Source organism: Nocardioides pymetrozini, assembly GCF_046058985.1.
Lineage (GTDB): Bacteria > Actinomycetota > Actinomycetes > Propionibacteriales > Nocardioidaceae > Nocardioides.
This window is the reverse complement of the sequence record NZ_CP175556.1, coordinates 2,544,507-2,558,754: the sequence shown is the minus strand read 5'-3', so window position 1 is coordinate 2,558,754 and position 14,248 is coordinate 2,544,507. Positions and strand designations below refer to the sequence as shown.

Annotated in this window: 13 protein-coding genes; 7 read left to right on the top strand and 6 right to left on the bottom strand. The window is 72.2% G+C overall.

The window, feature by feature from the left end:
• Positions 1 to 94 precede the first annotated feature (94 nt).
• Entirely contained in the window at positions 95 to 1,114 is a 1,020-nt protein-coding gene (locus ACJ5H2_RS12500) for an AsnC family transcriptional regulator (RefSeq protein WP_408895725.1), read from the top strand.
• On the opposite strand, the gene ACJ5H2_RS12495 is transcribed toward ACJ5H2_RS12500, so the two are convergent.
• Entirely contained in the window at positions 1,075 to 1,620 is a 546-nt protein-coding gene (locus ACJ5H2_RS12495) for a hypothetical protein (RefSeq protein ID WP_408895724.1), read from the bottom strand. The two genes, ACJ5H2_RS12500 and ACJ5H2_RS12495, sit on opposite strands and share 40 nt — an antisense overlap.
• Before the next feature lie 72 nt (positions 1,621 to 1,692).
• On the opposite strand from ACJ5H2_RS12495, the gene ACJ5H2_RS12490 reads away from it, so the two are divergent.
• Positions 1,693 to 3,465 carry a DUF429 domain-containing protein gene (locus ACJ5H2_RS12490; RefSeq protein ID WP_408895723.1) on the top strand — a complete coding sequence of 591 codons (1,773 nt, stop codon included), beginning with the start codon at positions 1,693 to 1,695 and terminating at the stop codon, positions 3,463 to 3,465.
• 127 nt (positions 3,466 to 3,592) lie between these two features.
• Positions 3,593 to 4,435, top strand: coding sequence for a methylenetetrahydrofolate reductase (locus ACJ5H2_RS12485; RefSeq protein WP_408895722.1), 843 nt, complete (start codon positions 3,593 to 3,595; stop codon positions 4,433 to 4,435).
• Here the strand turns inward: ACJ5H2_RS12485 and ACJ5H2_RS12480 are convergent.
• From ACJ5H2_RS12480 to ACJ5H2_RS12460, 5 genes are read right to left on the bottom strand one after another with little or no spacing between them, the layout of a single operon-like run.
• Positions 4,416 to 4,994 carry a DUF1638 domain-containing protein gene (locus ACJ5H2_RS12480; RefSeq protein WP_408895721.1) on the bottom strand — a complete coding sequence of 193 codons (579 nt, stop codon included), beginning with the start codon at positions 4,992 to 4,994 and terminating at the stop codon, positions 4,416 to 4,418. The genes ACJ5H2_RS12485 and ACJ5H2_RS12480 overlap by 20 nt on opposite strands.
• 25 nt (positions 4,995 to 5,019) lie before the next feature.
• On the bottom strand, positions 5,020 to 6,978 hold the full coding sequence (locus ACJ5H2_RS12475; RefSeq protein WP_408895720.1) for an ASKHA domain-containing protein: 1,959 nt from the start codon (positions 6,976 to 6,978) through the stop codon (positions 5,020 to 5,022).
• Between the two features lie 7 nt (positions 6,979 to 6,985).
• On the bottom strand, positions 6,986 to 7,882 hold the full coding sequence (locus tag ACJ5H2_RS12470; protein WP_408895719.1) for a dihydropteroate synthase: 897 nt from the start codon (positions 7,880 to 7,882) through the stop codon (positions 6,986 to 6,988).
• On the bottom strand, positions 7,879 to 8,544 hold the full coding sequence (locus tag ACJ5H2_RS12465; RefSeq protein ID WP_408895718.1) for a corrinoid protein: 666 nt from the start codon (positions 8,542 to 8,544) through the stop codon (positions 7,879 to 7,881). The genes ACJ5H2_RS12470 and ACJ5H2_RS12465 overlap by 4 nt, the downstream gene beginning before the upstream one ends.
• Positions 8,541 to 9,311 carry an IclR family transcriptional regulator gene (locus ACJ5H2_RS12460; protein ID WP_408895717.1) on the bottom strand — a complete coding sequence of 257 codons (771 nt, stop codon included), beginning with the start codon at positions 9,309 to 9,311 and terminating at the stop codon, positions 8,541 to 8,543. The genes ACJ5H2_RS12465 and ACJ5H2_RS12460 overlap by 4 nt, the downstream gene beginning before the upstream one ends.
• A gap of 156 nt (positions 9,312 to 9,467) precedes the next feature.
• On the opposite strand from ACJ5H2_RS12460, the gene ACJ5H2_RS12455 reads away from it, so the two are divergent.
• From ACJ5H2_RS12455 to ACJ5H2_RS12440, 4 genes are all read left to right on the top strand, one after another.
• The gene (locus tag ACJ5H2_RS12455) at positions 9,468 to 10,907 is read left to right on the top strand and encodes a trimethylamine methyltransferase family protein (RefSeq protein WP_408895716.1); all 1,440 of its coding nucleotides are present in this window, start codon (positions 9,468 to 9,470) and stop codon (positions 10,905 to 10,907) included.
• Between the two features lie 14 nt (positions 10,908 to 10,921).
• Positions 10,922 to 11,839, top strand: a complete 918-nt coding sequence (purU, locus tag ACJ5H2_RS12450; RefSeq protein WP_408895715.1) for a formyltetrahydrofolate deformylase — start codon at positions 10,922 to 10,924, stop codon at positions 11,837 to 11,839.
• 38 nt (positions 11,840 to 11,877) lie between these two features.
• Entirely contained in the window at positions 11,878 to 12,648 is a 771-nt protein-coding gene (locus ACJ5H2_RS12445) for an IclR family transcriptional regulator (RefSeq protein WP_408895714.1), read from the top strand.
• A gap of 117 nt (positions 12,649 to 12,765) precedes the next feature.
• A complete protein-coding gene (locus ACJ5H2_RS12440; protein ID WP_408895713.1) occupies positions 12,766 to 14,244 on the top strand; it encodes an aldehyde dehydrogenase family protein in 1,479 nt (492 codons plus the stop codon).
• The last annotated feature ends 4 nt before the right edge of the window (positions 14,245 to 14,248 follow it).

Below are 14,248 nucleotides of genomic sequence, written 5' to 3'. Positions count from 1 at the left end.
GCACAGGCGTTTGAGCCACAGTCTGCGGCGTACTGCCGATCTAGGTCAACAGATTCGGAAAAGTAACTAGAATGAGCCAAGTGGTGAGGCATTCATGATCGTGCGGGCCGTCGCGGGCGTGATCGGCGCGGTCGTGCCGGATACTGGCCCCGTGTCGAGTGCCCCCTTGGACCCCCTGTCGCGGCGGATCGTCGGAGCCCTGCAGGTCGACGGTCGTGCCTCGTGGCGCCGGATCGCGGAGGTGCTCGGCGAGCCGGTCCGCACGGTGGCGCGCCGGGGGGCGGCGCTCCTCGAGGACCGCACGGTGCAGGTCGTGGGCCTGCCGAACACCAGCCCGACGCACATCGTGCGCCTGCGCTGCCGGTCCGGAGCGGTCGCCTCGGTCGCGGCGGCGGTCGCGGCCCGCCGCGACACGATCTTCGTGTACGCCGTCGGCCGGGCACCGGAGATCGTCGCCGAGGTGATGACGCCGTACGACACCCTGGCCGGCCTCGTCCTCGACGAGCTGCCGGCACTCGACGGAGTCGAGGAGGTGCGGGCCGACCCTGCTCTGCTGTACTTCCGCACCGTGGCGGAGTGGTCCCCGGGCCTGCTGAGCGCGGAGGAGGGCGACGCCCTCGGGGCGGTCGCCTCGACGGAGCCCTTCTCGCCGGAGACCGCGTTCGAGCTCGACGAGGGTGAGCAGCGCCTGCTCGACGCCCTCGTCGCCGACGGCCGCACCCCGCTCCAGGACATCGCGGAGCTGCTCGGGTGCTCCGACGCCACGGCGCGGCGCCGGGTCGAGCAGCTGCTCGGCCGCGGGGCGCTGCGGATCCGCGCCGTCGTCGAGCCCGCCCTGCTCGGGCTGCCCGTGGAGACCCTGCTGTGGGTGCGGGTCCACCCGGCGAGGGTCGAGGAGGTTGGCAAGGCACTCGTCGCCTCGCCGCTCGTGCGCTACTGCGCCTTCGTCGGCGGCGACGGCCAGCTGCTGGTGGACGTGACCACGCCGGACGTCGACGGCCTCCGGTCGCTGCTCACCGACCCCGCCTGGGCCGGCGGTGCGGAGCGGGTCGGCGCGACGCCCCTGCTGCGCGCCTACAAGCGCGGCGGCGTCCTGGTGGATCCGAACCGGTAGAGCGCGAAGCCGGTCACCAGCAGCAGCCCGAGCAGGACCGCGACCCGCTGCCCGAACTCGGCGGGCCGCCCGGCGTCCAGGGCGGCGTACACCCCGAGGTCCGCGCCGACGTACCAGCCCAGGTACGCCGCCGGCGGCGCCAGCCAGGTCAGCGGGTGCCACCACCGGACCTGGTGGTGGTTGCGGCCCACCAGCACGAAGTCCAGGACGACCAGGGTCGGGGTGAGCACGTGCTCGAACAGGGACCAGGCCTGCAGGAGGTTGCCGTTCTGCATCGGCACGTAGGCGAGGCCGACGAGCACCATCACGGTGGTCAGGGAGCCCCGCAGCCAGGGGGAGCGGGGCTCGCGCAGGGCCAGCCCGACGAAGCACCCGGCCACGGCCAGGTTGGACAGCTGGGACAGCGCGGTCCACCACACGTCGTACTGCCGGGCGGCGAGGACGACTCCCGTCGCCGCGCTGGCGGCGACGAGGAGGCGCCAGAGCGCGACGGCCGGTGAGTTCACCGCGGCATCGTGCCACGTTCACCTCCCGTTCACCCAGCGAGCGCGGGCGCCCGGGTCGCTAGGGTCGTGCGCATGCACTTCGTCGGAGTCGACCTCGCCTGGGGCGAGCGCAGGCCCACCGGCCTGGCCGTCCTCGACGCCGAGGGCCACCTGCGCGCCGTGGCGGCCGTGCGGACCGACGCCGAGATCGTCGCCGCGCTGGCGTCCTACGTGGAGGAGGACTGCCTCGTCGCGATCGACGCCCCGATCGTGGTGGCCAACGCGACAGGCAACCGACCCGCGGAGGCCGCTCTCAACAAGGACTTCGCCCGCTTCGACGCCGGCGCGCATCCCTCCAACACGGGCAAGCCGGAGTTCCGCGACCAGCCCCGTGCCGCACGGGTCGCGGCGCTGCTGGGTCTCGACATCAACCCGCGCTCGCGACGCCCCCGTCGGGCCATCGAGGTCTACCCGCACCCGGCCACCGTCGCCCTGTTCCGGCTGGGGCGGACGCTGAAGTACAAGAACAAGCCGGGCCGCGACCTCGAACAGCTGCGCGCCGACCTCCTCGTGCTGCTCGGGTTGCTCGAGGGCCTCGCGGCCGCCGAGCCGCCGCTCCACGTCGGGGGCGTCCCGGCCTGGCTGTCCCTGCGCTCGGCGACGGAGACGGCGACCCGCAAGAGCGAGCTGCGGGTCGTGGAGGACCAGGTCGACGCGGTGGTCTGCGCCTACGTCGCGTTGTTCGCCGAGCGGCGGCCGGAGGACACCACGACCTATGGCGACCTGGAGACCGGCTACATCGTCACCCCGACCCTGCCCGCGGACCTCGTCCCGGCGCCCCGGCCGGCGCGCGACGCCGCGGCGAGCACCGACATCGGTGCCGCGGTGCGTCGCTACGCGGAGCTGGAGCCCGGGCTGCGCCGGGTGACCGACGGCTTCGTCCAGCTGGTGACGTCCATCCTCGACGAGGCCGGCATCAACTACCTGACCGTCACCGGGCGCACGAAGTCGGTCTCGTCCTTCGCGGCCAAGGCGGCGCGCACCGTCGCGGGCCGTCCGCTGTACGCCGACCCGCTGCGCGAGATCACCGACCAGGTCGGGGTCCGCGTGATCACCTACGTCCACAGCGACGTGCAGGCCGTCGTCGACCTCCTCGACGACCAGGTCGTCGTCCACGACGACCGCGACCTGGGCCAGGAGACGGCCAACGAGGGGCGGTTCGGCTACTCCAGCCGGCATCTGGTCGTCGGCCTGGCGCCCGGCGGTCACGATCCGGAGGACGTGCTGCAGGGCCACCAGGCCTCGATCCAGATCCGGACCGTGCTCCAGCACGCCTGGGCGGAGTTCGAGCACGACATCCGCTACAAGGGCACGGTCCCCGCCGAGCACGTCCTCGAGCTCGATCGGCGCTTCACCCTCGCCGCCGGGCTCCTCGAGCTCGCCGACCGCGAGTTCTCCACGATCCGCGACCTCCTGCGCGAGGGCCCGACGGAGGCCGACGACGTCGACGAGGACGACGAGCTCGAGGGGGAGGACCCGCGGATCAGCCCGCGTGAGCTGGCCGCCTTCCTCGCCGGGCAGTACGCCGACGCCGGCTGGTCGCGCACCGACCACTACGCCTGGATCTCGGCCCTGGTCCTCGAGCTCGGGATCACCTCCCTGGCGGCGCTCGGCGAGGCGCTGCGCTCCGTCGACGACGACACCCTGCGGGAGCGGATGGGCTATCGCTACCCGCCCGGAGCGGTCCGCCGCCTCGACGACGCCCTGCTGTGGGTGTACGGCGAGCGCTATGTCCAGCTGCGCGGCAACGCCCACCGTGCCGCCGCGCTGCGCGCGCGCTGGGCGCGGATGCGCGGCGAGGACTGAGCCGGGCGGTCGACCGCGGGACGAGCCGCGGGTGCGCGTGCGATCGAACCCCGTCAGCGCTCTGGCGTCGCCGGGCGCGGCCGACTACTCTGGCACGGTCGGTGCGTATTACGAAAAGAGTTCCTTCATGCGCAACAGCGATCGTGCCACCGTCCGGCGACTGCTCGGCAACGCGCGCTACGAGATCCTTCCGACCGCCACGGTCGAGGCGAAGGTCCTGGACTCCGTGCCGACCACGGTGCCGCTGACGGTGACCGCGTCCCCGTCCATGGGGCTGGAGCGCACCGTCGGCACGGCCGAGCGGCTGGCGGCGGCCGGCTACACGGTCGTTCCGCACCTGGCGGCCCGGATGGTGAGCGGACGCGCCGAGCTCGAGGAGCTGGCCGCCCGTCTCGGCGCTGCCGGCATCGCCAACGTCTTCGTGCCCGCCGGGGACGCCGACCCGGTCGGCGACTACAAGGACGCGATCTCGATGCTGGAGGACCTCACCGCGATCGGCAGCCCGTTCGCACAGGTGGGCGTGACGGGCTACCCCGAGAGCCATCCGACCATCGACGACGACCTCACGGTGCAGTCGATGTGGGACAAGCGCAAGCACGCGACGTACATCGTCAGCAACCTGACCTTCGACCCCGCGGTCATCAAGGACTGGCTCCAGCGGGTGCGGCGGCGCGGCGTGGAGCTGCCGCTGCTGCTCGGCGTGCCCGGCCCGGTCGAGCGTACGAAGCTGCTCGGCATGGCCACCAAGATCGGCGTGGGCGACTCCACCCGGTTCCTCGCCAAGCAGAAGGGGCTGATGGCACGGCTCGTCGCGCCCGGCGGGTTCTCCGGCGAGTCGTTCGTGGAGAGGTGCGCCCCGACCCTGGGCGTGCCTCAGATGCGGGTCACGGGCCTGCACCTGTACACCTTCAACCAGGTCGCGGAGACCGAGGCCTGGCGCCGGGACTGGCTCAGCCGGCTGGAGGCGTGAGCAGTCCCGCGAGCGCCGACTCCAGACCGGCATGGCCGGTGTCGACGACGGTGAGCGGCAGCCCGATCGCCGCCGCGGCCTGCTCGGCCAGCCCGCGCAGCTCGTCGTCCGGCTCCTGCGCGAGCCAGACCACCCGCGTGTAGGTGCCGAAGTAGTCGTCGCGCAGCTCGGGGTAGCGGTCCAGGCCGAGCTCGCGCAGCACCGTGCGCGCGAAGGAGCGGACCAGGAAGTCGGTGAGAACGTAGGTCCCCGGCTGCTCCTCGAAGAAGCGTGCCAGGCGTTCGGGCCCCGCGAGCACGTCGTAGCAGTGCAGACCCGGCAGCCGCTCGACCGCCAGGTCGCGGCAGACCTCGTCGAGCGCGCCATAGGTGCCGCAGTCGGCGTACCCGACCGCGACGCGGCGGCCCGTGGCCAGCAGCCGCTCGGCGAGGGCGCGGACCTCGTCGGCGATGAGCTGGGGCTGGTTGTGCAGCAGGGGAGGCAGCGGATGGACCTCCACCGGCCACCCGCGCCGCTCGGCGATCGCGGCGGCCGGCTGGGCCAGGGCGCCGCACGCCACCAGCGCCCAGGTGGGCCGCGGCGCCTCAGAAGCCGAGCTGGTCGACGAAGCGGTCGTTGAAGTCGGGGCGGTCGGAGAGCTCGACATAGGTCACCTCCTGCAGCAGCGCCGCCGCCCCCGCCCGCTCGCGCACCGACAGCAGCGCCATCTTGGCGCCCTCGCCGGCCACGTTGCCGGCCGAGACGATCCGCAGCACGGGGAGCTTCGGCACCAGGCCGATCCGGACCGCGGAGGCGGGGGAGATGTAGCTGCCGAACGAGCCCGCCATCAGCACCTGCTGGACGTCGCGGTGCTCCAGGCCGAGCTCCTCCAGGAGCAGTGTCCAGCCGGTCGAGATCGCCGCCTTCGCGAACTGCAGCTCGCGGACGTCGCGTTGCGACAGCACGACGCAGTCCTCCGGTGGCGCGCCCGGGTGGGGACGGTGTAGCACGAAGACCCGCTCCTCGCCGATCCGGGTGAGCCGGTCGGCGAGCACCGGCGCGACGCTCTTCGCATCCTCGTCCGGCACGAAGCGCCCCGAGGCGTCCAGCAGGCCGACCTTGACGAGCTCCGCGACGGCGTCGACCAGGCCGGAGCCGCACAGGCCCTTCGGCTCGACGTCGCCGATCACCCCCAGCTCCACGGCGTCCTCGGCGGTCGCGCCGAGCCGGACCACCTCGATCGCGCCGTCCGCCGCGCGCATCCCGCACTTGATCGCGCCGCCCTCGAACGCCGGTCCGGCGGGCGCCGCGGTCGACACGATGCGGCTGCCGTCGCTCACGACGATCTCGCAGTTGGTGCCCACGTCGATGAAGAGCCGGGTGCGCTTGTCCCGGTCCATGCCGGTCGCCAGCATCCCGGCGACGATGTCGCCCCCGACGTACGCGCCGAGGGCCGGGAACGAGTAGACCCGCGCCCCCGGGTGCACGGCGAGCCCGAGGTCGCTGGCGAGGACGGCCGGGGGCTGCTCGGTCGTCATCACGAAGGGCGCGACGCCGAGCGGCTCCGGGTCGATGCCGAGCACGAGCGCGGTCATCGTCGCGTTGCCCGCGACGGCCACCTCGTAGACCTGGCCCGGGTCGACCCCACCCTCGGCGCAGACCTGTCCGGTGAGCTCCGCCAGCGTCGCCGCTGCCGCCTGCTGGAGGCGGGGGAGCGTGTCCGGGTCCATCATCGTGGCGCTGATCCGGGTGATCACGTCGCCCCCGAACGGCTGCTGCTTGTTGAGCATCGAGGCCACGGCCACCGGGGTCCCGAGGGCCAGGTCGAGCAGCGTGGCGACCACGGTCGTGGTGCCCAGGTCGAAGGCGATGGCGTAGCGCTGCTCGGTGGTGTCGCCGGGCTCGACGTCGACCAGCACCTCGTCGACGACCACCGCGGTCACCTTGAAGTCGGCGGAGCGCAGCACGGTCGGGAGTCGGCGCAGCACGTGGAGGTCAGGTCGGGGCTCGAGATCGTCGATCGCGTCGAGCAGCCGCCGGAGGTCGGGTCGCTGGTCGGACAGGTCGGGCTCGCTCAGCTCGACGTACCTCTTCTGCACGGCCGGACGCAGGATCACCTGGCGCCCGACGCCCACCGTCGCCGCCTTGGGGCGCGTCGTCAGCGGCGGGACGACGACGGCGAGGTCGCGCGTCGCCTGCTGGAGGCAGGCCAGCCGCCACCCGGCGTCGAGCTGCTCGCGGCTGAACGTGCGCACGTCGTGGCGCGAGATCGGGCTCGGCCCCTCCACGCGGACCTTGCACTTGTGGCAGGTCCCGTGGCCGCCGCAGGTCGAGTCGATGGCGATGCCGTTCCACGACGCGGAGTCGAAGACGGTCACGCCCGGCGGCACCCGGACGCCGCGCTCGCTCGCGGGCGCGCCGCCGGCGTCCTCGACGGTGAAGGAGATCGCGACCCGGCCGGTGCCGTCGTGGGGGACGGTCTCCGTGCCCGGCGTGGGCAGCAGACCCTCCCGACGGACGTGGTCGAGGGAGAACTCCTCGCCCTCGTCCGGTCCCGACGTCATGGCCTGCTCACGCGGTGGCCGCCTGCCGGGCCCGGTGGGCCGCGATCCAGGCGCCGCCCCACTCGTCGTGGCCGAGCAGCAGGTCGGCCGCCTTGACGGCCTCGACGATCTGCGGCGTGCGGGTGTCCATGATCGCCGACGTCAGGCCGGCCTGCATCGCCATCGGGAGGAAGGCCGCGCCGAGCGCGTGCCGCGACGGCATGCCGAAGGAGACGTTGGACGCGCCGCAGGTCATGTTCACCCCGAACTCGTCGCGGATGCGGCGCATCGTCTCCAGCACCGTGACCACGACGCCCTGGTCCGCGCCGATGGGCATCGCGAGCGGGTCGATCACGATGTCGGCGGCGGCGATGCCGTACTCGGTGGTGGCGACCTCGATGATCTTGCGGGTCAGCTCGACCCGCTTCTCCACCTCCATCGGGATCTCGTCCTCGTCGTTCGGCAGGGCGATGATCGCCGCGTCGTGCTTCTTCACCAGCGGGAGGATCTGGGCCATCCGCTCGTCCTCGGCGGTGACCGAGTTGACCAGCGCGCGGCCCTGGTAGACCGACAGGCCGGCCTCGAGCGCCTCCACGACCGAGGAGTCGATGCAGATCGGCTTGTCGGTGAGCTCCTGGACCATGGTGATCGCCTTGGCGAGCAGGTCCGCCTCGTCGGTGAGCGGCACGCCCATGTTGACGTCGAGCACGTCGGCCCCGCCCTCGACCTGCGCCTTGACGTCGCGCTCGATCGCGGAAAGGTCGCCCGCGCGGAGCTGCTCTTGGAAGATCCGCCGGCCGGTGGGGTTGATCCGCTCCCCGATGAGGCAGAAGCGGGTGTCGTGGCCGATCACGACCTCCTGCGTGGCCGAGCGCAGCCGGGTCTCCAGACGGGGTGCGGGCGTGCTCGTCAGGGGGGTGCTCATGCGGGGACCGTCGCGCGCTTCTCGTGCAGCAGCGCCTTGGCGCGCTTGACGGTCTGCGAGGCGTCCGCGGCGTACCCGTCGGCGCCGACGGCGTCGGCGTACTCCTGGGTGACCGGGGCGCCGCCGACCATCACGATGACCTCGCTGCGCAGGCCCGCCTTCTCTAGAGCGTTCATGTTCGCCTTGAACATCGGCATCGTGGTGGTGAGGAAGGCCGAGAAGCCGACGATGTCGGGCTGGTGCTCCTCGATCGCGGCGACGAACTTCTCGGGGGCCACCTGGACGCCGAGGTCGATCACCTCGAAGCCGGCTCCCTCGAGCATGATGTTGACCAGGTTCTTGCCGATGTCGTGGACGTCGCCCTTGACCGTGCCCATCAGGAACTTGCCGATGGTCTCGACGCCGGTCTCCGCGAGCAGCGGGCGCAGCCGCTCCATGGCGCCGGCCATCGCGCGGCCCGCGATCAGCATCTCCGGCACGAAGAAGTCGCCGCGCTCGAAGCGAGCGCCCACCTCCTCCAGCGAGGGGATGAGCGCGTCGAAGAGCAGCGTCTGCGGCTCCATGTCGAGCGACAGCCCCTCGTTCGTCAGCTCGAGCACGCGCGGGGCGTTGCCGACCAGGGTCTCGTCGTACAGGCCTTGAAGGATCTCTTCTGGGGTCATGCCACGCCCTCCTTGCGGGTGTGCCGACGCAGCAGCCCGGATAGCTGCTCCGCTCGGTCGCTCAGCTGTCGTCCGATCTCCTCGCGCCGCTCGCTCAGCCGGGGGCTGGGCCCCGAGATGCCGAGCGCCGCGACCACCTCGCCCGTGCTCCCACGCACCGGCGCGGCGATGCCCGAGAGCCCGATCTCGAGCTCGTCGACGGTGCCCGCCCAGCCGCGGCGCACCACCTGCGCGAGGTCGCGGCGCAGCGCCTCGCGGTCGGTGATCGTGTGCGGTGTCAGCTGCTCGAGCTCGCCCGCGGGCAGCTGCACGGCGCCGTGGGCCAGGAGCACCTTGCCGAGGGCCGAGCAGTGCGCGGGCACGTCCTCGGTGGTCCAGTCCCGGGTGCCGAGCAGGTACGTCGAGTCGACCTGCGCGACCTGGACCACGCGGGAGCCGCGGCACACCGAGAGGTTGACCGTCTCGCCGGTCTCGGCGCCGACCTTGTCCATCGTGGGCCGGGCCAGCCGCACCAGCTCCTCCCACGGGTCGTGGCGGGCGGCGTAGAGCCAGAACAGGGGACCGGCGACATAGGACCCGGCGTCGTTGCGCTCGAGCAGCTCGGTGCGCTCGAGGGCGGCGAGCATCCGCGAGGTCGTCGACTTGGGCAGCCCGCAGGCCGCCTGGAGGTCGGCGAAGGTGAGCGGCTCGTCCGCGTGCACGACGGTCGCGACCAGCAGCGCGGCGCGGTCCACCGCCTGGGTGCCGGTGCTGGGCTGTGCGCTCATGGGGGGCCGTTCCGTTCGCTCGCGGTCCGCTGCAAGAGTTCCATGATGTGGAACTCCGTTTCCACATGATGAGGCTAGGATGCGGAACGAGCCCGGTCAAGGACGGTCGTGCAGACCTCCTCCGGCAGGACCGGCCCGCACGCCCCAGGAGGCTCGATGTTCCACAACCGGATGCCGCGCTACGAGGTCCTCTCGGCCGAGGCGATGGCCACCCTCGACCGCGGCTGGCGCAGGCTGATGACCGAGATCGGCGTGGAGTTCATGGACGACCGCGCGCTCGAGCTGTTCCGCAGGGCCGGGCAGCGGGTCGAGGGCAACACGGTCTACCTCGACCCGGACTTCGTCCTCGAGCAGGTCGCCAAGGCGCCTGCGGAGTTCGACGTCCAGGCCCGCAACCCGGCGAACAACATCCACGTCGGCGGCGACGCCATGGCCTTCGGCGCGGTCTACGGCCCGCCCTTCGTGCGTCAGGGCGAGGTCCGGCGCGACGCGACCATGGACGACTTCACGAGCTTCACCAAGCTGGCCCAGTCGTTCCCCGTCCTGGACTCCGCCGGTGGCGTGATCTGCGAGCCCAACGACACGCCCCTCGACAGCCGGCATCTCGACATGACCCTGGCTCTGCAGACGCTGACGGACAAGGTCTACATGGGCAACGTGGTGTCCGGCGTGAACGCCGCCGACACGCTCGCCATGACCTCGATCCTGTTCGGCTCGCGCGAGGCGATCGAGGAGACGCCGGCGACGATCTCACTGATCAACTGCAACTCGCCGCTGCGCTGGGACGACCGGATGCTGGAGGCGCAGTTCGAGTACTCCGGCGCGGGGCAGCCGGTCGTGCTGACGCCGTTCATCCTGATGGGCGCGATGTCGCCGGTGACGATCCCGGCGGCGCTCGTCCAGCAGATCGTCGAGGCCCTCTCGGGCATCGCGCTCTCCCAGCTCATCCGGCCCGGCACGCCAGTGATCTTCGGCTCCTTCCTGTCCAACATCGACATGCAGTCCGGCTCGCCCACCTTCGGCACCCCCGAGTCCGGGATCGGGCTGCTGTGCACCGGCCAGATCGCGCGCCACTTCGGCCTGCCCTTCCGCACCGGCGGCGGGCTGACCTCCTCCCAGGTGCCCGACGCGCAGGCCGGCTACGAGGCACTGATGACGATGATGCCGACCTTCCTGGCCGGGGCGAACTGGGTCATGCACTCCGCCGGCTGGCTCGAGGGCGGGCTGGTGGCCGGGTACGAGAAGTTCATCGTCGACATCGAGCTGCTGCAGATGATGCAGGCAGAGTTCACCCCGCTGGAGATCGACGAGGAGTCGATGGCGTTCGGTGCCCACGAGGAGGTGGGGCACGGCGGTCACTTCCTGGGCGCCATGCACACCATGGAGCGCTTCCGCACCTGCTTCTACCGCCCCCTGCTGTCGTCCTCGGAGAACTACGAGCGCTGGATGCGGGGCGGCGGGAAGGACGCGGCGGACCGAGCCGAGGAGATCTACCGCAAGACGCTCGAGGAGTACGAGCCTCCGCCGCTCGACGCCGCGGTCGAGGAGGAGCTGCGCGAGTACGTCGTGCGCCGGCGCGCCGAGCTCGGCGACTGACGGCGGGGGACCCGATGGCCTTCGCGACGACGCAGAGCGCGCCGCGGGCGAGCGCCCCGTCCGGCGACTACGTCCTGGTGCTCACCTGCCCCGACCGGCCCGGCGTCGTGCACGCCGTGACCGGCTTCCTGGTGCGCCACGGCGGCAACATCATCGAGAGCCAGCAGTTCGGCGACCAGCTCACGGGACGCTTCTTCATGCGCCTGGACTTCGTCCTGCCCGAGGCGGGGGCGGATGCAGGCGGTGGGACGGTCGGCGCCGAGGAGCTCCGGCGCGACTTCGCGGAGGCGACCGCCGGCTTCGAGATGACCTTCGAGCTGTGGGACGCGCGGGCGCCGTACCGCACGCTGATCATGGTGTCCAAGCACCTGCACTGCCTCAACGACCTGCTCTTCCGGCACAGCACCGGCTCCCTGCAGATCGAGATCCCGGTGGTGGTGTCCAACCACCGCGACGCCGAGCCGCTCGTGCGCGCCCACGGCCTGGACTTCGTGCACCTGCCGGTGACGCCGGAGACCAAGCAGCACGCCGAGGACCGGCTGCGCGAGCTGGTCGCCGAGCACGACGTCCACCTCGTCGTCCTGGCGCGCTACATGCAGGTGCTCTCCGACCGCCTGTGCGCCGACCTCGCGGGGCGGGCGATCAACATCCACCACTCGTTCCTGCCGAGCTTCAAGGGAGCCAAGCCCTACCACCAGGCGTTCGACCGGGGCGTGAAGCTGGTCGGCGCCACGGCGCACTACGTCACCGCCGACCTCGACGAGGGGCCCATCATCGAGCAGGACGTCGTCCGGGTGGACCACGGCTACAACCAGGAGCAGCTCGTCACCGCCGGGCGCGACGTGGAGGCGCAGGTGCTCTCGCGGGCCGTTCGCTGGCACGCGGAGTCGCGGGTGCTGCTCAACGGGCACCGCACGGTGGTCTTCCGCTGACGCCTTGACCTGTTCCGCCCAGGGCCTAATGTTGCGCCATGAGCAACAACGAGGGCGCCAGTGTCCAGTCGGTCGACCGGGCCCTGACCATCCTCGAGGTGCTGGCCCGGCTCGGCACGGCGGGCGTCACGGAGATCGCCGCCGAGCTCGGCGTGCACAAGTCGACGGCCTTCCGGCTGGTCTCGACCCTGGAGGCGCACCGCCTCGTCGAGCAGGCGGGCGACCGGGGCCGCTACTCCCTGGGCGTCGGGCTGCTGCGCCTCGCGGGCGCCACGACGGCGCGCCTCGACCTGGTCCAGGAGGCGCGCCCGATCACGCGCCAGCTGGCCGCGGACACCGGCGAGACGGTCAACATCACCGTGCGCGCCGAGCACGCCGCGCTCTATCTCGACCAGGTCGCGGGCTCCTCGGCGCTGCAGTCCCACAACTGGGTCGGCCAGCACATCCCGCTGCACGCGACGAGCAACGGCAAGGTGCTGCTCAGCGAGCTGTCGCCGGAGCAGCTGGCGGAGGCCACCGGGTCACTGGCCCGGTTCACACCGGCCACCATCACCCGCAAGGCGCGGCTGCGCGAGGAGCTGGAGCGGATCCGGGAGCAGGGCTACGCCGTGGCCGTGGACGAGCTCGAGGTGGGGCTCGCCGCGGTGGCCGCGCCGATCCGCAACGCCCACGGGGACGTCATCGCCTCGATCAGCGTCTCCGGGCCGACCTTCCGGCTCTCCGAGGAGCGGCTCGACAGCGTGATCGCCCAGTGCCGCTCGGCCGCGGAGGAGATCTCGCACCGGCTCGGCTGGGGCCTGCGACCCTGACCGGCGCGGCGCGGGGTCCTTGACGGGAGGGGCGGAGCACAGCATTCTCAGAGCGTTGCGCAGCAAGAAGTGATTTGCGCCATACGCAACGCCTACCTCTAGGAGCGGGGTGCCACCGTGCCGGATCTGTACGTCGACGGGGAGTGGCGCGTCGCTGTCGCGGGCGGGCGGCGCGAGATCCGCTGCCCCGCCGACGGCAGCCTCGTCGCCGAGGTCGACGAGGCGAGCGCGGAGGACACGACGGCGGCCGTCGCCGCGGCGTACCGCGCCTTCCACGAGGGACCGTGGCCGCGCACCACTGCGCGTGAGCGCGGCGACCTGGTCCTGCGGGTGGCCGACCTGATCGAGCGCGACAAGGACGTCCTCGCGCGGATGGAGTCGCTCGACACCGGCAAGCGGCTCGTCGAGTCCGAGTACGACGTGGACGACATCGTCGGCGTCTTCCGCCACTACGGGCGGATCGCGGCCGAGGAGGCGGGGCGGGTCGTCGACACCGGCAGGGTCGACGTGGTGAGCCGCATCGTCCACGAGCCGATCGGGGTCTGCGGCCTGATCGCCCCGTGGAACTACCCCCTGCTCCAGGTCTCCTGGAAGGTCGCGCCCTGTCTCGCGGCCGGCAACACCTTCGTCCTCAAGCCCAGCGAGCTCACGCCCCACACCTCGATCCACCTGATGCGCCTGCTCGAGGAGGCGGGCCTGCCCGCGGGTGTCGCCAACCTCGTCCTGGGCGCCGGGCCCGACGCGGGCGCTCCGCTGGCCGAGGACCCGCGCGTCGACCTGGTCTCGTTCACCGGTGGCCTGGCCACGGGAAGGCGCCTGATGGCCGCGGCCGCGGGCACGGTGAAGAAGGTGGCACTCGAGCTCGGCGGCAAGAACCCCAACATCGTCTTCGCCGACGCCGATCTCGACGTCGCGCTCGACTTCGCGCTAACCGCGGTCTTCCTGCACTCCGGCCAGGTGTGCTCCGCCGGGGCCCGGCTACTCGTGGAGGAGTCGGTCCACGACGCGTTCGTCGACGCCCTCGTCGAGCGGGCGGGACGGATCCGGCTGGGCGGCCCGTTCGACGAGCGGGCCGAGACCGGCCCGCTGACCGGTGCCGCGCACCGCGACAAGGTCGAGGCGTACGTCGCCGCCGGCATCGCCGAGGGTGCGGTGCTGCGCTGCGGCGGTCGCCGACCGGACGCCGTCGAGCGGCCCGACCTGGCCGAGGGATTCTACTACCTGCCGACCGTGCTCGACGGCTGCCGCAGCGACATGTCGGTGACCCAGGACGAGTCGTTCGGCCCGGTGCTGACCGTCGAGACCTTCACCGGCGAGGACGAGGCGGTGCGGATCGCCAACGACAGCATCTACGGCCTGGCCGGCGCGGTGTGGACCCAGGACGCGGGCAAGGGCCAGCGGGTGGCCGCCCGGCTGCGGATGGGCACGGTGTGGATCAACGACTACCACCCCTACGTGCCGCAGGCCGAGTGGGGCGGCTTCAAGCAGTCCGGAACCGGGCGCGAGCTCGGCCTGGCCGGTCTCGACGAGTACCGCGAGACCAAGCACGTGTGGCACAACATCCGACCGGCCGAGCAGCGCTGGTTCGCCGGATAGACGG

Bases quoted from the DNA above. Each gene is read 5' to 3' on its own strand.
- ACJ5H2_RS12460 (WP_408895717.1), bottom strand. From the start codon at position 9,311: ATGAGCGCACAGCCCAGCACCGGCACCCAGGCGGTGGACCGCGCCGCG.
- ACJ5H2_RS12445 (WP_408895714.1), top strand. From the start codon at position 11,878: ATGAGCAACAACGAGGGCGCCAGTGTCCAGTCGGTCGACCGGGCCCTG.
- ACJ5H2_RS12455 (WP_408895716.1), top strand. From the start codon at position 9,468: ATGTTCCACAACCGGATGCCGCGCTACGAGGTCCTCTCGGCCGAGGCG.
- ACJ5H2_RS12470 (WP_408895719.1), bottom strand. From the start codon at position 7,882: ATGAGCACCCCCCTGACGAGCACGCCCGCACCCCGTCTGGAGACCCGG.
- ACJ5H2_RS12500 (WP_408895725.1), top strand. From the start codon at position 95: ATGATCGTGCGGGCCGTCGCGGGCGTGATCGGCGCGGTCGTGCCGGAT.
- ACJ5H2_RS12475 (WP_408895720.1), bottom strand. From the start codon at position 6,978: ATGACGTCGGGACCGGACGAGGGCGAGGAGTTCTCCCTCGACCACGTC.
- ACJ5H2_RS12490 (WP_408895723.1), top strand. From the start codon at position 1,693: ATGCACTTCGTCGGAGTCGACCTCGCCTGGGGCGAGCGCAGGCCCACC.
- ACJ5H2_RS12465 (WP_408895718.1), bottom strand. From the start codon at position 8,544: ATGACCCCAGAAGAGATCCTTCAAGGCCTGTACGACGAGACCCTGGTC.
- ACJ5H2_RS12485 (WP_408895722.1), top strand. From the start codon at position 3,593: ATGCGCAACAGCGATCGTGCCACCGTCCGGCGACTGCTCGGCAACGCG.
- purU (WP_408895715.1), top strand. From the start codon at position 10,922: ATGGCCTTCGCGACGACGCAGAGCGCGCCGCGGGCGAGCGCCCCGTCC.